13 protein-coding genes are annotated in these 19203 nt (G+C 72.9%); 2 read left to right on the forward strand and 11 right to left on the reverse strand.

The window, feature by feature from the left end; translation table 11 throughout:
- Positions 1-34: 34 nt before the first annotated feature.
- From I5071_RS33635 to I5071_RS33650, 4 genes are all read right to left on the reverse strand, one after another.
- Positions 35-4159 (reverse strand): AgmX/PglI C-terminal domain-containing protein, encoded by a 4125-nt coding sequence (locus I5071_RS33635; protein ID WP_236517381.1) that lies wholly within the window; start codon positions 4157-4159, stop codon positions 35-37.
- Positions 4159-8907, reverse strand: coding sequence for an AgmX/PglI C-terminal domain-containing protein (locus tag I5071_RS33640; protein WP_236517382.1), 4749 nt, complete (start codon positions 8905-8907; stop codon positions 4159-4161). The genes I5071_RS33635 and I5071_RS33640 overlap by 1 nt, the downstream gene beginning before the upstream one ends.
- A gap of 152 nt (positions 8908-9059) precedes the next feature.
- The gene (locus tag I5071_RS33645; RefSeq protein ID WP_236517383.1) at positions 9060-10175 is read right to left on the reverse strand and encodes a cytochrome-c peroxidase; all 1116 of its coding nucleotides are present in this window, start codon (positions 10173-10175) and stop codon (positions 9060-9062) included.
- A 45-nt stretch (positions 10176-10220) separates the two neighbouring features.
- Positions 10221-11231: a zinc-dependent alcohol dehydrogenase family protein gene (locus tag I5071_RS33650; RefSeq protein ID WP_236517384.1), complete on the reverse strand. Its 1011-nt coding sequence runs from the start codon at positions 11229-11231 to the stop codon at positions 10221-10223.
- Between the two features lie 307 nt (positions 11232-11538).
- Between I5071_RS33650 and I5071_RS47075 the strand changes: the two genes are divergently transcribed.
- Positions 11539-11814: a winged helix-turn-helix transcriptional regulator gene (locus I5071_RS47075; RefSeq protein WP_236607706.1), complete on the forward strand. Its 276-nt coding sequence runs from the start codon at positions 11539-11541 to the stop codon at positions 11812-11814.
- A 9-nt stretch (positions 11815-11823) separates the two neighbouring features.
- On the opposite strand, the gene I5071_RS33660 is transcribed toward I5071_RS47075, so the two are convergent.
- Complete coding sequence (locus I5071_RS33660) at positions 11824-12786, reverse strand: helix-turn-helix domain-containing protein (RefSeq protein WP_236517385.1); 963 nt, start codon at positions 12784-12786, stop codon at positions 11824-11826.
- Between I5071_RS33660 and I5071_RS33665 the strand changes: the two genes are divergently transcribed.
- On the forward strand, positions 12709-13539 hold the full coding sequence (locus I5071_RS33665) for an NAD-dependent epimerase/dehydratase family protein (protein ID WP_236517386.1): 831 nt from the start codon (positions 12709-12711) through the stop codon (positions 13537-13539). The two genes, I5071_RS33660 and I5071_RS33665, sit on opposite strands and share 78 nt — an antisense overlap.
- A 22-nt stretch (positions 13540-13561) precedes the next feature.
- Here the strand turns inward: I5071_RS33665 and I5071_RS33670 are convergent, their stop codons facing one another.
- The 6 genes from I5071_RS33670 to I5071_RS33695 all read right to left on the reverse strand — a co-directional run bounded on the left by I5071_RS33670 (position 13562) and on the right by I5071_RS33695 (position 19186).
- Positions 13562-14002: a SixA phosphatase family protein gene (locus tag I5071_RS33670; protein ID WP_236517387.1), complete on the reverse strand. Its 441-nt coding sequence runs from the start codon at positions 14000-14002 to the stop codon at positions 13562-13564.
- A 2-nt stretch (positions 14003-14004) separates the two neighbouring features.
- The gene (locus I5071_RS33675; protein WP_236517388.1) at positions 14005-14976 is read right to left on the reverse strand and encodes a serine/threonine-protein kinase; all 972 of its coding nucleotides are present in this window, start codon (positions 14974-14976) and stop codon (positions 14005-14007) included.
- Between the two features lie 79 nt (positions 14977-15055).
- Positions 15056-16162: a hypothetical protein gene (locus tag I5071_RS33680; protein ID WP_236517389.1), complete on the reverse strand. Its 1107-nt coding sequence runs from the start codon at positions 16160-16162 to the stop codon at positions 15056-15058.
- A 13-nt stretch (positions 16163-16175) separates the two neighbouring features.
- Positions 16176-16808: a DUF1361 domain-containing protein gene (locus I5071_RS33685; RefSeq protein ID WP_236517390.1), complete on the reverse strand. Its 633-nt coding sequence runs from the start codon at positions 16806-16808 to the stop codon at positions 16176-16178.
- A gap of 270 nt (positions 16809-17078) precedes the next feature.
- Positions 17079-18257, reverse strand: coding sequence for a DNA methyltransferase (locus tag I5071_RS33690; RefSeq protein ID WP_236517391.1), 1179 nt, complete (start codon positions 18255-18257; stop codon positions 17079-17081).
- A 122-nt stretch (positions 18258-18379) separates the two neighbouring features.
- On the reverse strand, positions 18380-19186 hold the full coding sequence (locus tag I5071_RS33695; RefSeq protein ID WP_236517392.1) for a tRNA1(Val) (adenine(37)-N6)-methyltransferase: 807 nt from the start codon (positions 19184-19186) through the stop codon (positions 18380-18382).
- Positions 19187-19203 lie beyond the last annotated feature (17 nt).

Here is a 19203-nt window from a genome sequence, read left to right on the forward strand (position 1 = left end):
CGCGCCGACCCGGACCGGGACCCCGACCCCGTCGTCAGCTCTCGGCGGGCATCGCGACTTGCTCGAGCTGGTTCGCTTCGTTCAGTCGGTAGCGCACCACGCGGCGCTCTCTCGTCAGCGTGATCGGCTGCACCACGATGCGCTGCTCGCTCGTGCCGGGGCGGACGATGATCGTCAGCTCCGCGGTGGTGTCGCGGATCGCGTCGCGATCCTCGCGTCGCACCTCGAACACGTGATCGCCCGCTTCGCGCTCGCCGATGCGGATCGCGCGCACGCCGTGCTCGGTGCTCCCGAGCGTCGCCGCCTCGAACACGCTCGCGTCCTCGGTGCCCGGCCAGTGCACCGCGAGCTGCGGCGCGTCGTCGGGATGTGCCCACGTCAGCGCGACGAACACGTCGGGCGGATCGCGCATCACGCCCGCCTCGCGCCACCTTCGGCGGATCGCGGCGCGCATCGCCTCGTCGTCGCCCGCCGCGAGCTCGAGCCGCGCGAGCCGCACCATCGTCCACAGGCGTGCGTGCGACGCCGCGCCCTCGTCGACGCCGGGCTCGGTCGCCTCCCCGAGCCGCTGCTCGAGCCGCAGCGCTTCGTCGGTGCGATGCGCGTCCGCCGCGGCGCGCGCGAGCAACAGGAGCACCTCGCCCTCGCCGGGACGCAGCCGCGCGAGCGTGCCGTACTCGCGGTAGGCGTCGTCCGCCCAGCCGTGCGCGCGATAGAGATCGCCGAGCCGGCGTCGCGCCCAGGGATCGAGCGGCGCGTGCTCCACGATCTCGCTGAACACGCGGCGCGCCTCGACCTCGTTCTCCTGGCGCAGCCAGAACTCGCCCACCGCGGTGCGCACCCGCGCGTCGGCGAGCGGATCGGCGCGCAGCTCACGCGCGACGCGACGTGCCTCGGGGACCGCGCCGGTCTGCTCGAGCAGCGAGAGCAGGCGCAGCCGCAGATCCATCTCGTCGGGCGCGACCTCGAGCCAGCGCCGCACCAGCGCGAGGCGCGCCGCGGGATCGTCGTTCGTCCACCACAGGCGCGAGAAGATCTCCCACTCGACGCCCGCGTCGAGCCCGAGGCCCCAGCGCACGTCGTAGACGTCCTGCACCGTGCGCACGTGACGGAGGATCGCGCGCCGCAGATAGCTCGCCGCCGCGCCGTCGCCCGCGAGCGCGCGATAGAGCTCGACCTCGGCGGCCACACCGCCGACGTGCTCGAGCATCATGTCGAGCAGCGTGCGCCGCGCGCGCCAGTTGCCGAGCTCGCACTGCGCGCGCGCATCGCGCCACACCGAGAGCGCGCCGCTCACGCCGTACGAGCCCGAGAGGCGCTCGCGCCACAACGCACGCCGCATCTCGAGCGCCTGCTGCGACGCATCGCTGCACTGCCGGCGCGTGCCCAGCTCGCGCTCCGGCACCCGGAACACGAACGTGTGATCGACCGAGACCTGCGCGCCGCCGTGCGCCGGGAACCGGATGCCGCGCACCTCGGTGATCACGCACTGCTCGACGTCGGGATCGCCCAGGCCCGTGCTCGCGATCTCCGCGCTGCGCACGCTGCCGTCGCCCTCGATCGCGACCCGCACCGTGACGTCACCGGTGAGATCGGGGCGCACCAGCGAGCGTCGCTCGTAACACTGCCGGGGACCGCGCTCGCCCACGACCAGCGCGCGCGCCGCCGACGCGCGACCGAGCCCGCCGTCGCCCGACTCGCCGCGCACCGGCTCGGGCGGCGTGCTGCTCACGCGCGACGACCACGTCGCCTCGGGCGACGACGCGTCGCGGCTCGGATCGTCGCGCCGCATCCGACGGCGCCATCCGAGCTCGTCCGACGTGAGCCCGGTGACCGGCACGTTCGCGCCGCCGCCACCGAGGCCCCACGCGACCCCGAGCGGGTCGTGATCGAAGCCGTCGATCAGCGCGAGGATCTGGTTCTCGGTGATGCCCACGCCCATCGAGGTCCACGGCGTGACGAGCCCGAAGCGCACCCCGAGATCGACCAGCGCCTCGCGTCCCGCGTCGGCATCGAGCAGCTCGCGCAGCCGCGCGCTCGCCCAGCGACGCCGCACGTCGCCCTCGTCCTCGACGCTGCCGCTGGTCACCGGCAGCGTGCGCTCGAGCTCGAAGCCGTCGACCTGGCCGCGGATCGTGATCGACGTCGGAAGCGTGTCGACGAGACGACCGACCAGACGCAGGTGCTCGCCGCGACGGATCGAGATCGGGCCGCGCGGATACACACGCTCCACGCCCTCGCCGAGCTCCACGCTGATGCCGCGCAGCGTCGCGCGCGACGCGTCGGCGAGCACCGTCATCACCGCGCGCGCCGCGCTCTCGCGATCGCGCACCGCGCTCGCCTGCTCGCCGAAGAGCGCGCGCAGCAGATCGACGTTCGCGCCGTCGCCGATCGCGAGACCGAAGAAGCGCGGCGGCGCGTCGAGCGTCGCGAGCTGCGCGCGGATCGCCGTCGCGTCGAGCGCGCCCGTCGTGGGCATCGCATCGCCGAGATAGATCACCGCGCCGCGCCCTTCTCCGGCCACCAGCGCCGCTGCATCACGCAGGCTCGCGCCGAGATCGGTCGCGCCGCCGAGCTCGACGCGCGCCAGCGACTCGAGGATCTGCTCGCGCGTCTCGTCGCTCGCGGTGACGAGCCCTTCGGGCGCGCCCGCGGGGGCCCTCGCGCGCACGTCGGCGATGCGGATCGCGACACGATCCCCCGGCGCGAGCTGCCTCAGCACCGCCTCGACCACGCCGCGCGCGATCTCGAGGTCCTCGGGATCGGTCGCGCCCGAGACGTCGAGCAGCAGCACGATCGACGGGCCCGGCGGCGTCTCCTCGCGCTCCGAGGCGAGCGCCGCGGTCGGCACGTCGAAGAGCACGTAGTCGTCCTCGCCCTCGGCGGCCGGCTGGGTCTGCAGCCCGCCCACGCGATAGGCGACCACACCGCTGCCGCGCTCCGCGCGCTCGGCGTCGTAGAGATCGAGATGGAAGTCGGCGCGCGGTCGGAAGTCGCTGCGACGCAGCGTGACGCGACCGCTCTCGTCCGCCGCGCCCATCCCGGCGCGCAGCGCGCCGGCGTTCGCGTGGCGGGTGTCGACGTTCAGCACGAACTCGCCGAGCAGCGGCGCCTCGCCCTCGGCGCGCATCGGATAGACGTAGGTGCGTCGTTCGCCAGAACGGTCGAGCCATTCGGTATAACGAACGCGCACCCGCACCGTGCCGCCCGGCGGGACCGGATAGATGCGCGCGCGAAGGCGCTCGGGGCCGTCCCACGAGAGCTTGCTGCCCGCGGTCTCGCGGCTCTGCCATCCGAGCTGATAGCCGGGGCTCACCGGGATCGTGCCGACCACCGCGTCGACGAAGCCGCCGCCGGTGTCGACCGCGAAGCCCTGCACGATCGCGCCCGCGGGCAGGCGCATGCGCCACTCGCCCTCGAGCGCCTCGGAGCGCGCGTTGAAGAACGTCTGCACCACCTCGGTCACCGCGAGGTCGCCGCGGATCTCGGCGCTCACCTCGTGGCCGCGGATCGGCAGCGGCGTGCGCGCGCGACCGAGCTCGTGCGGCATGCGCCCCGCGAGCACACCGACGCGCTCCACCACCCGCAGCCGGCCGTGCGCGGGGTCGGCGAGCCCGCCGGTCCAGTCGTCCCACATCGCCTCGGGCGCGAGGTCCGCCGCGCTCGCGCCCGCGCGCAGGGTCTCGCCCTGCGCGATGCGCCCTTCGCCGTGCGGCGTCGTGTACGTGACCTCGCCCGAGCCGCAGTAGACGCGGGTCTCGCCCCCGGCGATCTCCACCGCGAACGCGGCGCCGCTGCTCGCGAAGCGACCGTGCGCGGTCTCGATCGTCGTCTCGTCGGCGCTCGATGCGTCGACCCACACCCGGCCCTGCGCGAGCGTCAGCGACGCGAGCTGCGCCGCGCCGGCGGTGGCGCGATCGAAGAGCACCCACGCGCCGGAGTCGAGCGTGAGCGCGGCGCGACCGTCGTCCGCGGTGCGCACCGTCGCGCCCTGCTCGACGCGCGCCGGATGATCGACGGTCTCGCGCGCGTCGCCGCGCTCGAGGGTCGTCGTGCCGCGCACCACCGAGACCAACGCGACGGTCGGCGCGGGATCGTGGTGCTCGCCGCCGCAGCCGACGAGCAGGATCAGCGCGAGCGAGAGACGAAGCGTGCGCATCAGCGGTTCCCTCGCGCGGCGGTGGTGATCTCGAGCGGCGTGGTCTCGGCGATGGTGGTGCCGGTGATCGTCCACGCCATCGCGCGTCGCTCGGCGTCGAAACGCAGCGGGATCACCTGGATGCGCTCGTCGGGCCGGCCCTCGTGCCACACCACGACGAGCTCGCCCTCGATCGCGCCGAGACGATCGCGGCTCGAGCGACGCACCTCGATGCGATAGGGCGCGCTCTCCTGCTCGGCGACGTCGAACGCCTCGATGCCGAGCTCGGGCGCGAGATCCTCGGGGCGCGTGGGCGAGAGCCCGGGGTGCGCGGCCCAGAGCGCGAGCTGCGCGTCGGGATGCGACCACGTGAGCGAGACCCGCATGTCGCCCGCGCCGCGCAGCACGCCGCTGCGGCGCATGCGCGCGACCAGCGACGCGAGGCGCGCCTCGTCGGAATTGCGGCGCGCGTCCTCGCGCAGCTTCGCGAAGCGCACGCTCGACCAGAGCTGCGCGATGCGAGCCAGGCCCTCGCGCGCGCCGGGCTCCGCGGTCTCCATCAGGCGCTGCTCGAGGCGCAGTGCTTCGTCGACGCGCCCCGCGCCCGCCGCCGCCTGCGCCAGCAGGAGCAGCACGCCGGGATCGTCGGGACGGATCGCGGAGAGCGTCGCGTACTGGCGGTAGGCGTCGTCGTACCAGCCGTGGGCGCGATAGAGGTCGCCGAGGCGGCGCCGCGCGAGCTCGTCGAGCGGCGCGAACTCCACGATCTCGCTGAACGCGCGTCGCGCCTCGGGCTCGCGATCGTGGCGCAGGTACATCTCGCCGATCGCGGTGCGCACCCCGGCGTCGGCCAGGGGATCGAGACGCATCGCGCTCGCGAGACGGAACGCCTCGGGCATGCGCTGCTGGTGCTCGAGCTCCTCGAGCAGACGTAGTTTGAGGTCCAACGAATCCGGTCGCTGCGCCACGAGCTCGCGCAGCGCGCGCAGTCGCGCCGCGGGCGTGGTCGCGCGCGCGAGCACCTGCTCGACGAGCGTCCAGTCCACGCCGCCGCTGAGCCCGAACGCGTTGCGCACCAGGCGCAGATCCTCGGGCGAGCGCACGCGCCGCAGGATCTCGCCGCGCAGGTAGCCGCGCGCCGAGCCCTCGGTCATCTGCTGGTAGAGCTCGATCATCGTCGCGAGCGAGCCCGCGCGCGCGAGCATCAGCGAGAGCAGCGCGCGGCGATCACGCCAGCCCGGCGCCTCGCAGTCGCGGATCGCGGTGCGATAGACCTCGACCCATTCCCAGGTGCCGCTCGTCTGCTCGAGGCGCTCGCGCCACAGCGCGCGGCGATCGTCGAGCGAGCGCGACGCCGCATCGCTGCAGCGACGGCGCGCATGATCGTCGGCGGTCGTCGTGGTGACGATGATCGTGGTGCGAGTCGTGCTCGACGTGTGCTGGATCGGCGCGCTCGATCCGCCCGACGCCTCGAGCGTGATCGGATAGGTCACGGTGACCACGCCGCCGCCGGTGGGCGACGGGAACGTCCAGCGACGCACCGCCTGTGCGATGCAGCCCTCGACGCGCGGATTGCCGAGCGAGCTGCTGGTGACGCCCGAGCCCTGCACCGCACCGCTCGAGCCGATGACGAAGCCGATGGTGACGCGGCCCATCAGGTCGGGGCGCTGCGCGAGCTCCTGCTCGTAGCAGTAGCGCACCTCGTTGAGGTGACGCCGCACCACGCGACGGATCACCTCCGACGAGAGCGCGCCGCGCACCTCGGCCTGACCGAAGCGCACCTGAGGCACCGCGGCGCGTCGACCGCTGAACCCACCGGCCGCCGAGCCGTAGCCCTGGCCGGTTCCGTCGCCCGCGCCGTGTCCGATCGCGCCGAGGTTGCCCAGCCCGATCGTGCCCTCGCCGCTTCCACCGCCGCCGCGCCCGGTGCCGCGCAGACCGAGGCCGCCGTACCCGGAATTCGTGCCGATCTCGTCGCCCAACAGCGAGCCGAGCGCGTCCATCGGCTCGCTGCGCTCGGCCTCGCGCGCCGGGGAGCGGTCCGCGATCGCGCCGCCCACCGCTGCCGCCGCGGCCTCGGGCTCGGGCTCGGCAGGCAGGACCGGCGCGGTCGTCGCGGTGGTCGCGGGCGGCGGTGCGGGCGCGGGCTGCGGCGCGTCCGTGCGCGCCTGCTCGCGCGCCATGCGCTGATCGTCGGCGTTGCCCTCGATGCCGTAGCGCGATCGCGACTCGGTCTGGGTGCTCGTCGTGGTGTCGGTGCCTCCCGCCTGCAAGGGAGGCGCTTCTTCGACCTCTTCGGCGACCGGCTCGCCGGGCTCGCTCGTCGCGCCCGATCCGGTCGGCGGCTCCGCGCCGCCCGAGCATCCGGTGAGCGCGAGCGGACCGAGCGCGATGCCCAGCGCGATCTGCGCGATCGTCGACTCCTCTTCGCGCGCCGCGGGATCGACCAGCGGCTCGTGGTGCAGCAGGCGCGAGAGCCGACCCATCTCGCGCAGCTCGCGCGCGCTCGGCACGTAGTAGCTGGTGAACGGCGTGATCAGCCCGTAGCGCGTGCCGAGCTCCGCGATCTCCTCGCGGCTCGCGCCTCCGAGCAGGAGCTGCCGCAGCCGCTCGCCCGCCCATCGCAGCCGCAGATCCACCGTCTCGGCGCGCGTCTCGGTGCTCACCGCGATGCGCTCTTCGAACGGCGCGCCCGCGACCTCGCCGCGCACCACGATCTCGGTGGGCAGATCGTCGCGCACGCGCCCGACGATCGCGAGCACGTCACCCGAGGTGAGGTCGACCGGACGACGCGGGAACACGTTGTCGATCCCGCTGCCCAGCTCGACCGTCACGCGCGAGAGCAGCGGCCGCTGCGCGTGCGCGAGCACGTCGAGCGCAGCCTCCGCCGACTGCCCGCGCTCTTCCACGCGCAGCGCGAGACCGCCGCCCTGGGTGAGCGCGTCGAGCAGATCGACGTTCGCGCTCGAGCCCACGCCGATCGCGTAGAGGCGCACCGGGTGGGGCAGTCGCGCGAGGTGCTCGAGGAGCTGCTCCGCGCCGAGCTCGCCGACCGTCGGCGCACCATCGCCGACGTACACCACCGCGCCGGGCCGCGCGGGATCGAGCAGCGTGGAGGCCTCGGCGATCGCCGCGCCGAGGTCGGTCGCACCACCCGCGGGCACGCGCGAGAGCCCTTCGAGGAGCGCCTCGACGCGCTCTCCGCTCGCAGGCCCCAGCGCGGTCGCGCCCTCGCCTTCGATCAGCGGACGGATCGCGAGATCGGCGCCCACGATGCTCAGTCGATCACGCGGCCCGAGGTGCGCCGCGATCGACTCGACCACGCTGCGGCCGAGCTCGAGGTGCGATCGATCCGTCGCCGCGCTCACGTCGGCGACCACCACGAGATCGATCCCGCCTTCGCCCGCGCGCTCGGTGAGCCGCGCCGGAAGCCGCAGCGGCAGGAACCAGTAGTCGCGCTCGTCGGCCTCGTGGACGATCGCACGCGATCCCGGAGCGCGCGGCGGGGGCTCGTGGCGCGCGCGGTACGCGCGCTGGGCGCGCGCTTCGTCCTGGCTCGTCAGCTCGAGCCAGAGATCGCTGCGCGGACGGAAGTCGCTGCGCCGCAGCACCACCGAGTCGCCCTCGACCACCGCGCCCATGCCCGCGCGCACGTGCGATGCACCGGCGCGCGCGAGATCGGCGACGAACGACATCTCCTGCACGTGCGGCGCGCGCTCGCCCGCGCCCATCGGGTAGCGATAGAGCCGCGGCCCGCCTTCGCGCGCGGGGCCGAGCCACTCCGCGTAGCGGATCGCGATGCGTCGCACCTCGCCGGGCGCGATCGGATAGATGCGCGCGCGGTAGCGTCCTGCCGCGTCCCACTCGAGCAGCGCGGGATCATCGGTCGAGCCGCGATAGACCTGCGCTTCGTACGCCGCGCGCGCCTGCTGCTGCTCGCGCACGTAGCCCTCGACCATCGTGCCGTCGCGATCGACCGCGAAGCGCTGCAGCACCGCGCCCTCGGGCACCGACACGCGATAGAGGCCCTCCACGGTCTCGCTCGCGGGGTTGAAGAACTCCTGCTCGACCTCGGTGATCGCGAGGTCTCCGTCGACGCGCACGCGCACGTCGAGCCGGCGGATCGTGAGCGCCCAGCGTGCGACGCCGATCTCGTCGGGCACACGCGCCTCGAGCATGCCGAGCCCGGGCGCGACCTCGCCGCCCTCGGGCCCGGGCCGCACCAGACCACCGGTCCAGTCGCTCCACAACGTCGCGGGGGTGATGGTCGGAGCGTCGGAAGAAGTGGCACCCAGTGCCATTTCTTCGCCGGCCCGGATCACCCCGCGATGGGCGCCGACGCGATAGCTGATCTCGCCGCGCACCACGTAGATGCGGTCGCGCTCGACCGAGAGCGCCGCATCGGCAGCGCGCAGCGTGGCTTCGCCGATCGTGATCGCGACCGCGTCACCGGGGTGCGACTGGACGTAGACGCGCCCCGCGTCGATCGTGATCGCGTCCTCCGCACCGATCGTGAGGCGCGCGCCCTGGTCGAGCAGGAGCGCGCCACCTCCGTCGAGCTCGAGGCGGGCGCGCGAGGCCTCGCCGGTCGTCACGATCGCGCCGGGCGCCACCCGTGCGCGAGGCCCTGCGACGTCGTCCCCTGCCCGCACGTCGCCGCGCACCGTGCGCAACGTCGCGACCGTCGCGTCCACCGCTTCGGTGCGGTGCCCACACGCGACCAGCGCGAGCGCGACCACCCCCACGATCACGACGTGGTGTCGCCTCATCCCCGAGCCTCCCTCGTTCGCCAGACTATCACTGACCTCGGGCGCCCTAGACGCCTTGGAAGTCGGGAAGTTCTGACGCGAGAGCGAGGGAGATCAGCGTGTCGACGCCGTATCGGCGATGGAGATGCGTGCTCGGAGCACGCATTCGTCGATCACTGCGCGGGCGCCTCGCTGCTCGGGCGCTCTGCGGGCGGGGTCTCGCTCGTGGGCGGGGGCGGTGCGCTCGGGGTCGCGGTCGGGCTCGGCGGGAACGCGTCGCGCGGGACCTCGCCGCTCAGCGAGCCCAGGAACGCGACGATCAATCGCACCTGCTCGTCGCTCAGCTCGCGACCGAGCTGGTAGCGGCCCATCACGCGCACCACCTCGGGCAACGTCGCCTGCGATCCGTCGTGCAGGTACGGCGCGGTCAGCGCGACGTTGCGCAGCGTCGGCACCTTGAAGCGATGACGATCCGCTTCGTCGTGCGTGACGTTGTAACAGCCCATGTCGGCGTCGGTGAGCGGGCGTCCGACGTCCTGGAAGTAGTCGCGCACCAGGCCCATGCGCTGGTACATCGTGCCCCCGAGGTTCGCGCCGGTGTGGCACGCGGTGCAGCCCACGCTCACGAAGAGCGCGTAGCCCCGGCGCTCGTCCTCGGTGAGCGCGCCCGCGTCGCCGCGCACGAAACGATCGAAGCGCCCCGGCGTGATCAGCATGCGCTCGTACTCGGCGATCGCGCTCTGCACGTTCTCCTGCGAGATCGGGCGCTCGCCGCCGAACACCGCGGCGAACTCCGCGGCGTACGTCGGATCGTTCTGGAGCACCGAGAGCACGCGATCCCAGCTCGAGCCCATCTCGAGCGGGTTCGTGATCGGCCCCGCGCACTGCGTCTCGAGATCGGGCGCGCGCCCGTCCCAGAACTGCACGAAGTTGAGCGCCGCGTTGAGCACCGGCGGCGAGTTGATCGGACCGACCTGACCGCCGATCCCGATCGACGTGCGACGCGGCTCGGCGCCGCCGTGCTCGAGCTGATGACAGGTGACGCACGCGACCGAGCCATCGCCCGAGAGCCGCGGATCGTGGAAGAGCGCGCGACCGAGCAGCGCCTCGCGACGCTCGAAGCGCGCCTCGGGCAGCGCCTGGATCCCACCGAGCGCCTGGGGCGGCGCCGGCTCGGGGATCGCGGTGGTCGCGGCCTGGGGCGCAGGCGCCGGTTGCTCGGCGCTCTCCGACGACGAGCCGCAGCCGATCGCCAGGGCGGCGACGAAGCACGTCCACACACGCGTCATCGTGCGTGGACATGCTCGCGCGCCTCATCGCCACAAGTGCTCGGCTCACTCGACCGCGATCACCACCTTGCCGAAGTGCTCGCCGCTCGCGAGGCGCGCGTACGCATCGCGCGCCTCGCGCCACGGGAACACCCGATCGATCACCGGCTCGATCTTCGCTGCCTCGAGCGCGCGATTCAGCGCCTCGAACATCGCGACCGATCCCACGTACACGCCCGCGACGCGCAGCGCCTTGTGGAACACCGCGTGGGTGTCGATCTCGCCGCGCGTCCCCGTGAGCACGCCGATCAGGCTCATCGTGCCGCCGTAGCGCAGCGACACCACCGACTGATCGAACGTGCCCGGCCCACCGACCTCGACCGCGACGTCGACGCCGCGCCCGCCGGTGAGCGCCTTCGCGCGCTCGCCCCACTTCGGCTCGGCGACGTAGTCGATCACGTGGTCGGCGCCGAGCGCCCGCGCGCGCTCGCGCTTCTCCTCGCTCTTCGAGGTCACGATCACCTTCGCGCCCGCTGCCTTCGCGAGCTGCAGCGCGAACATCGACACACCGCCGGTGCCCTGCACCAGCACCACGTCACCCGGCGCGACCACGTGCGTCGTCTCGAAGAGCGCGTGCCACGCCGTCACCGCTGCGCACGGCAACGACGCAGCCTGCACGAACGAGAGGCGCGCCGGGATCGCGACCCACGACGACTCGTCGAGCACGACCTCCTCGGCGAGCATGCCGTCGCGCCCGCCGCCGAGCGCGTTCGCGTGATGGAAGTCGGAGAGCAGCCCGCTCTGCCACGTCGGGAAGAACGACGCCGCGACACGATCGCCGACCTTCCATCGCGTCACCTGCGCGCCCACCTCGATCACCTCGCCCGCTCCGTCCGAGAGCGGCACGACCGGCGCTTTCCGGTTCGTCGCGAGGCGACGGAGGACCAGGTCGCGATAGTTGAGCGAGGTCGCGCGCACCCGCACCCGCACGTCGCGCGCACCGAGCGCGGGCGAGGGTCGTTCGGTGAGCACCAGCGCGTCGTTCTCGGGGGCGGGACGGAGCTCGTAGGCCTTCATGATCGTCTTCTCCTCGTAGGACGAAGCGCTCTCTCGTACCCTGCTTCCGATGTCGCAAGTACGGACAAAGACCGCCGGTACTATCAAGAAGGGAAGTAAGGGCCCGGTCGGAAACAGCGGGATCGCCGAGGGCGCCGATGCGCCGCGAGGGCAAGGCGCGAGGAGGAGGAATGCTCGAAGCATTCCGACGACGAGCAACGCAGCCATCGCGGACGCAGCGGCGGCCGCAGGCCCCGCTGTTTCCGACCGGGCCCGTAAGCGCGGCGACGATCAGCGCTCGAACTGCGCGGTCGAGGCCACGCTCGGCGTGATCGGCGGACGCTGGAAGGGCGTCGTCCTCTTCTGGCTGCTCACGGGCAAGCTCCGGTTCGGCGAGCTGCGCCGCAGGGTCCCGAACTGCTCGGAGCGCATGCTCACGCTGCAGCTCCGCGAGCTCGAGGAGGACGGGCTCGTCTCGCGCACCGTCTACGCCGAGGTCCCGCCGCGCGTCGAGTACGAGCTCACGACATTCGGGCGCAGCCTCGAGCCGATCCTCCTCGGCATGCGCGAGTGGGGCGAGCGCTACAAGCGCCGCCTGACGTGATCGCGGCGCTCAGCCGATCGACGACGACGCCCAGAGCTCTCCGAGCAGCGCGCGCGGCGGCGCGCCCGCGATCGCGCGGAACTCGGTGATCAGGTGCGCCTGATCGTAGTAGCCGGCGTCGGCGGCGATCGCTGCCCAGGCGGCGCGATCGCCGGAGCGCGCAGCACCGAGCGCGCGATGGAATCGCGCGAGCTTGGCGAACCCCTTGGGCCCGATGCCGAACGCATCGCGGAACACGCGGCGGAGGTGGCGCGCGCTCACGCCGAGCTCGTCCGCCACGGCCTGCACGTTCGCGCTCGCGAAGGACGGGTCGCGCAGCTTCTCGGCGGCGTCGAGGGCGAGGCGCGAGCACGGCCGTACCTCGCTCGCCACGCGCTCGGCGATCGAGGCATCGAGGACCGCCGCGGCCTCGAGCACGTCGCGCGCCGCGGCGAGCCGCTCGAAGACACGACGCGCCGCGGCCTCGCCCCAGAGATCCTCGAGCGCGACGACGCGGCCGGCGATCGCCGACGCGGGCACGCCGAGCACGGCCTCGGTCGCGCCCAGACGGAGCCGCGCGCTCACGCTGCGCTGCGTCCCGCGCAGGACCTTGCGACGGACGCGCTCCCGCGCGCCGAGCGCGTGTGCGTCGAGCCCTCTCTGCGCCGCGGGCCCGAAGCGGACCATGATCTCGACCTCGGCGTGAGGGATCAGCACGTGCGGCGTGTCGGCCTCGGGCTCGTGCACGAGCAACGCCTCGACGACCGATGCCGTCGGCGCGCTGCTCGGGACGAGAGAACGGCGATCGACGTGCATGGCAGAGAGCATGGAGTCGCGCGCTCGCTGCACAAGGGGCGCGCGTCGTGGTCCGCTTTCTCCAATCCGTGCGCCGGCCTGCTCGCTAGGTTCCGGCGCATGAAGCTGCTCGTCACCGGAGCGACCGGAAAAGTCGGAAGTCGTCTCGCTCGCCGCCTCGCCCTGCGCGGCGATCACGTTCGCGCGCTCGTGCGCGATCCCAGCCGCGCCGAGGCGCTGCGCGCGCTCGGCGTCGAGATCGTGCGGGGCGACCTGCTCGACGTCGCATCGCTCGAGGCCGCGGTGCGCGGCGTCGACGCAGTCGTGCACTGCGCCGCGTTCTTCCGCGGCGCCACGGCGGAGGAGGCGCACGCGACCAACGACCTCGGCACCCAGCACCTCGCGGCGGCGGCACGCCGCGCGTCGGTGGGGCGCTTCGTCTTCACGAGCACCGGGCTCGTGTACGGCGCGAACGGCGGGCGCGCCGCGCGCGAGGACGATCCGTGCACGCCGGCACCGGGATACCCGGCGAGCAAGCTCGCCGCCGAGCGCGCCCTCTTCGCGGTCGAGGGCCTCGACGTGCGCGTGCTCCGGCTGCCCTTCGTATACGGCGACGGCGATCCCCACATCGAGGAAGCGGTCCCGATGATGCGCGGCTTCCTGCCGGCGCAGCGCATGTCGCTCGGGCACCACGCCGACGTCGCGCAGGCGGTCGCGCGCGTCCTCGACACGCGGTCGCCGTCGCACCGCATCTACAACGTCGTCGACGACGAAGCGCCCGACCTGGCCACGCTCTTCGCGTCGGTCGGCGCCCCGCCGCCCGACGGCTCGGCCGCCGAGATGGCGCGCGCGTTCGACATGCTGCTCGACGGCCACCGGCTCCGCGACGACCTCGGCTTCCGCCCGGAGTACCCGCGCCTCCAGGACGCGATCGCCGCCGGCGTGGCGTGATGCGGGCGAACGCGGCCGGTGGTCACGCGGTGTCGGGGTCGAGCCGCAGCACCACGCGCCCGCCGTCGATCAGCGCGCACTCCGCGGTGCGGAACGACTTCACCGACGCCTGTCCGGTCAGGCGCGCGGTGATCACGCGGACGAAGGGCTCGTGCGTCACCGCGACGACGAGCCCGGGCGCGCTCGTGAGCAGGTGCTCGGCGCGCAGCGCGTCGCCGTGGGGCTCGATCGCACGATCGACGGTGACGAGCCCCGCGTAGCCGAGCCCTTGTGCGAGCAGCTCCGCGGTCTGCACCGCGCGCACCAGCGGGCTCGCGAGGATCGTCGTCGGGACCATCCCCCGCAGCGAGAGCGCGCTCGCGATCGCGCGCACCTCGTCGCGTCCCCGCAGCGAGAGCACACGCTCCTCGTCGTTTCCGTGCGAGGGCATCGCCTCGCCGTGCCGCACCACGAGGATGGGCATGATCAGGCCGCGCGGATCGCCGCGGTGTCGGGCCGGGTGCGCTCGCCGTCGGCGGGGATGCCGCGCGACTCGAGCAGCGCGAGGAGCCGGCTCTCGGCGATGCGTCGATCTCCGACCAGCGGCGCGACGCCGCGCGCGAGCGCGCGCATCGTCGGGAATCGATCGTCCTGCACCCGCGCCATCGAGCGCGCGACGAACTCGTCCCACGCGAAGTCGAGATCGTGGCGGATGAGCCCGGCGCGCGGCGCGTCCTCGCGGATGATGCGGCGCAGGAGGTTCGCGACGTTCGATCCGGTGAACGGAAGACGCCCGGTGAGCGCCTCGAACATCACCACGCCCATGCCGAACACGTCGGCGCGCGCGTCGACGTCGGGATCCCCCGACGCCTGCTCGGGCGAGACGTAGCTCGGCGTGCCGAACACCCGACCGACCTCGCGCTGACGCTCGTCCGCGGGGGCACGATCCGACGCGCACACGCCGAAGTCGAGCAGCCGCACCCGCAGCGATCCGTCGACCTCGCGATCCATCACGATGTGCTCGGGCTTCACGTCGCGGTGCACGTAGCCGTGGGCGTGCGCGGCGTGGAGGATCGTCGCGACGCGCATCATGATCGCGCCGACGATCTCGGGCGCGAGCGTGCCGACCCGACGGAGCAGGCGCGCCATGCACTCGCCGCGCACGCGCTCGAGCACGAGGTAGGGCGAGCCGTCGGGCAGCGTGCCCTCGTCGATCACCGGCACGATGCCGGGATGCGCGACGGTGCGCGCGACCTCGCCCTCGCGGCGCAGGCGGCGCACGAGGTCGGGGTTGTCGACGAAGATCGGGCGCAGCGTCTTGATCACGACGTCTGCGCCGTCGTCGATGCGCTCCGCCTCGAAGACCACTGCGGTCCCACCGATGCCGAGGACCTCGCCGACGAGATAGCGGCCGTCCAGGATCGTTCCCCGCAGCTCCGAACGCTCCGCTGCTTCCATCGCCGAGCCTCCAGCGGCGACCTTCGGAGGAACGGAGATCCCGGTCAAAAAAGCGACGCGGACGATCCGTGTTCGGAGATCAACGAAGCCAGCGGGTCTCGGGGTTCTCCCGGCGCCAGATCACGTGATCCATGAAGTAGTGGTGGACGTTCACCACGACGAAGAAGGCCGCGAAGAACGGCGTCGGACCGAGCGGTCCATCGCTCGGCATTCCGTCGTCGAGCAGCGCCGGGCCACCGCGGAAGAGCAGCCATCCGAGCCCGAGCGCGGAGAGCGCGAGCAGGCCGAGCCGCAGCGCGACCGGACGCCCGAAGGTCGGCGGTGCTTCCTCGGCGCGGGCGCGGTTCCCGCGCATCAGCGCGACGAAGTAGAAGTACTGCACCGCGTGCAGCGCGGGGATCGCGTAGCGCACCAGCGGATCGGCGTTCGACCACACCGTCCACGCCCACACGGTGATCAGGAACCCCGAGAGCGGCGCGAGCGGGAGCGATCGCCACCGCCGCGCGAGCACGATCACCAGCGCGATCGTCGTGAGCGCGAAGACGACGCCGCTGCCGAGCTCGAGCCACGCGGGCCGCGCCGTCGCCCAGTACACCACGCCCTTCTCGACGAACTCGCCCGCCGGCGTCGCGGGGCTCGCCCAGGCGTAGGCCCACGCTGCGTAGCAGTGCGCGAGGATCACCCGCCGCTCGTGATCCGCGAACCGCACGCCGCGCCGCATCGAGAGCACGGTGAGCACACCGAAGCCCTGCTTCACGTAGTGCCAGCCGACGAGCACGAACATCAGCTGCACCATCCACCCGAGCGCCTGCGGCGAGCGCAGCGCGATCGCCGCGCCCGCCCACGTCACGAGCACCAGCGGCACCACGAGCCCCGCGATCACGTACCGAATCCGCTGGGTGCGTGGGATCGACGCGCCGAGCGCGCGCTCGCGCACGTTCTCGTAGAAGAGCAGGTACGTGACCGAGAAGTGCGGATCGTTGATCACGTGCGCCGCGTGGAAGAACAGGAACCCGAACGCGAGCTCCGACGCGTCGAGCCCGACGCTCGCGCGCAGCCACCACGAGAGCGGGAAGAGCAGCAGCGTGATCCCGCCCGTGAGCAGGAATTCCGCGACGCGTCCGCGCGGCGCGGGGGTCCTCACGTCTTCTTCTTCGACGACGAGCGCTTCGACTGCGCTGCTCACGCACGCGACTCTATCATCGCGTCTCGAGGGTCCGCGCCTCGCGTGCGCCGAGCTGCAGCACGGCGAGCAGGGCCGCGAACGTGAGCGCGACGACCCACGCGCCGAGGTGCGCACGCGGCGCGAGCACGAGGTGCGCGGCGTCGCGTGCGATCGCGAGCGGATCGGTGATTACGTCCCACGAATTCCAGCGCTGCACGCGGCCGAGCCACACGCCGACGCCGCTCGAGAGCCACACGATCGCGGCGAGCATCCAGCTCGCGCGCTCACCGGTGCGCTCCGCGAGCGCGCAGCGCATGCGCTCGAGCGAGCCGATCGCGATCGTGGCGCCGGCGAACGCGAACGACGCGCACATCACCGCGTCGTACCAGCGCAGCGCACCCGGCCCGTGCCCCGCGTACACGAGATCGGTCACCAGGTAGATCGCGTTCGGGAAGAAGAGCCACCACGCGAGCGCAGCCGGGACCGCGAGCTCGAGGCGATCGCGCGCGAGCGCACCACGCGTGAGGAGCTCGGGCGCGACGGGTGCCCACGCGAGCACGAGGTTCCACCCGAGGAACGCGAGATCGAGCGAGCCGGTGCGCGAGACGCGCGCGACGAGCATCACGATCGCGAGCGCGGAGAGCAGGAGCGACGATCGAGAGCGCATCCGCTCGCAATGCGCGACACGCATGGCGAAATCGTGGCGGAACCCGGGAGAATTTCTGAGGAGAGCAGGAGGGTTGGGAACACCCGAGCGCAACGGGCGCCACGAGGAAGGGTCAGGAGTCCCGCTTCGTGCGCTTCGGTGTTCTGCTCTCCGCGGAAAGCCCGTGATGAGCATTCCGCGAGCATCGGGCCCCGAGCTGACCACTCGACGTGGTCACTCCTTCCACTCCTGCTCTCCTCGGAAATCTCTCTCCTCGGATTCCTGCTCTCCTCAGCGGCGCCGCTCGGCTCGCTTCAGCGCGACGAGGTGCTCCTCGCGCGTCGCGCCTCCACCCCACGCGGGCCGGGGCTGCGACGCGCTCGCGACCAGCTCGAGGCCCACGTGCGGTGCGATCTCGAGCAGCTGCGGGATCAGCGGCACGTCGAGCTGGCCGAAACGTCCGTCGCCCATCAACAGCACGATGAAGCCGTCGCGATCGAGCACGCGCTCCATCCCGCGCAGCATCGCCGCGACGTCGTCCCACCACTGCTCCGCAGCCTCGTCGGGATCGACCGCGGCGCTACGGCGCGCGCCCATCTCGCGGCGCGCGAAGGCGCGCGCGTCGAGGCCCAGCCACGCGAGGCGCAGCGCGTGCTGCGCGTGGTAGTCGTAGGTCCCGCCGTAGGGCGGCGACGTCAGGATCAACCGCGCCTTGGTGCGCGCGCCGAGCAGGTGCTCGAGCTCTCGCGAGTCGCCCTCGAAGAAGCGCGGCGCGATCACGTCCGCGGGCAGCGCCTCGTCGAGCGTGCCCCAGCGCTGCGCGAGCTCGTGGCACTTGCGCACGAACATCTCGGTGCTGAGCCCCTTGCGGATGCGCTTCTCGGCCTCCTGCTGCGAGGTCTCGGCGCGCTTCTTCGAGAGCTTCACGACGAGCGACGAGAACACCATCTCGAGCGCGCGGCGATCGGCGTCGTCCTCGACGCTCCGGATCTCCTCGAGCAGCCCCGCGAGCTCCTTGAGCACGTGCGGGCCGTACCAGCCGATCATCGAGGGCGGCAGCTTCGCGATCGCACGCTCGCGCGCCTGCACGCGCTCGATCGACGCCTCGCCCACCAGCTCCGCGAGCTGCTCGAACGCGTCGCGCGAGTCGGCGTCGCGGCGCTCGCACTTCACCGCGACGAGCGAGCCCGCGAGCGGGTTCAGATCGACGCCCGCGCTGCGCCGCCCCGCGAGCATCGCCTCGAGCAGCACGGTGCCGCTGCCGCAGAAGGGATCGAGCACACGCTCGCCCTCGCGGGTCGCGCGCGCGATCACGATGCGCGCGATCGCGCGGTGCATGCGCGCCGGCCACGCGTGGAACCCGTGGGTGAGCGCGTCGGGATCTTCGTGCGCCGCGGCCTCCATCGCCTCGACGAGCGTCGCCGCGATCTTGGGATCGCCCTGCGAGCGAGTGGGCCCACCGACGTTCACCAGCGCCTTGCGACCGATCGACTCCTCCTCGTCGTGCTCGCGCGTGGGTCGTCCAGTGCCAGCGCTGGCACTGCGAGTGCCAACGTTGGCACTGGGACGACGGACTCTCTTCCGCTCCTCGCTCATCGCGCCCTCCGCGCGCGAGCCCGCGGGCTCGGCGCCTCGTCCTCGTTCACCTGTTGATCGAAGAAGCGACGCATCGCGTGCGCGTCCTCGGTGCGCGCACCGTCCGCAGTGCGCGCGACGATCGGCGCATGCGCCGTGATCGTCCCCGTCCCTTCGCCCCGCAGCGCGAACGTCCAGATCGTGAAGAGCGCGTCCTTGTCCGCGCGCGGCACGACGTCGCGCGTCGCGATCACGTCGAGCCCCGCCGCGGCCGCGCCCGCCATCGCGCGATCGGGACGACGCGCATCGCCGCACACCACGAGGCGACCTCCGGGCGCGAGCAGCCGCGCCCCCGCCGCGACGTAGTCTTCGATCCCGCCGCGCATCTCGATCCGTGCATAGGTCCGCTGCGAGTCGGTCGAGGGCGAGCTCTTCTTGGGATCGAAGTAGGGCGGCGTGCCGGTGATCAGATCCCCGCGCTCCTCGAGCGCGACCGTGCGCAGATCGCCGTGGATCAGCCGCACCCGCTCCGAGAGCCCGTTGCGCGCGAGGTTGCGCCGCGCGAGCTCGTGCGAGATCGCCTGCGCCTCGATCGCGATCACGCGCGCGTCGCGGAGCTTGTACGCGAGCATCAGCGTGACCGATCCGATCCCGCACCCGAGGTCGATCACCCGCTGCGCGTCGGGCCGCGCGAGCACGCCTTCGCGCGCGGTCGCGACGTCGTCGAGCGAGTAACGGTGCCCGCGCACCCGCTGCCACAAGCGCCAGTCGCCCGCGATCGCGTCGTCGCTGAGCTCGCCGATCTCCTCGTCCGTCACCGTCATCGAAGGCGCTTGACGTA

The sequence above is a fragment of the Sandaracinus amylolyticus genome (genome assembly GCF_021631985.1).
GTDB classification, from domain to species: Bacteria; Myxococcota_A; Polyangia; order Polyangiales; family Sandaracinaceae; genus Sandaracinus; species Sandaracinus amylolyticus_A.

Bases quoted from the DNA above. Each gene is read 5' to 3' on its own strand.
- I5071_RS33665 (WP_236517386.1), top strand. From the start codon at position 12,709: ATGAAGCTGCTCGTCACCGGAGCGACCGGAAAAGTCGGAAGTCGTCTC.
- I5071_RS33640 (WP_236517382.1), bottom strand. From the start codon at position 8,907: ATGAGGCGACACCACGTCGTGATCGTGGGGGTGGTCGCGCTCGCGCTG.
- I5071_RS33670 (WP_236517387.1), bottom strand. From the start codon at position 14,002: ATGCCCATCCTCGTGGTGCGGCACGGCGAGGCGATGCCCTCGCACGGA.
- I5071_RS33635 (WP_236517381.1), bottom strand. From the start codon at position 4,159: ATGCGCACGCTTCGTCTCTCGCTCGCGCTGATCCTGCTCGTCGGCTGC.
- I5071_RS33685 (WP_236517390.1), bottom strand. From the start codon at position 16,808: ATGCGCTCTCGATCGTCGCTCCTGCTCTCCGCGCTCGCGATCGTGATG.
- I5071_RS33695 (WP_236517392.1), bottom strand. From the start codon at position 19,186: ATGACGGTGACGGACGAGGAGATCGGCGAGCTCAGCGACGACGCGATC.
- I5071_RS33645 (WP_236517383.1), bottom strand. From the start codon at position 10,175: ATGACGCGTGTGTGGACGTGCTTCGTCGCCGCCCTGGCGATCGGCTGC.
- I5071_RS33675 (WP_236517388.1), bottom strand. From the start codon at position 14,976: ATGGAAGCAGCGGAGCGTTCGGAGCTGCGGGGAACGATCCTGGACGGC.
- I5071_RS33650 (WP_236517384.1), bottom strand. From the start codon at position 11,231: ATGAAGGCCTACGAGCTCCGTCCCGCCCCCGAGAACGACGCGCTGGTG.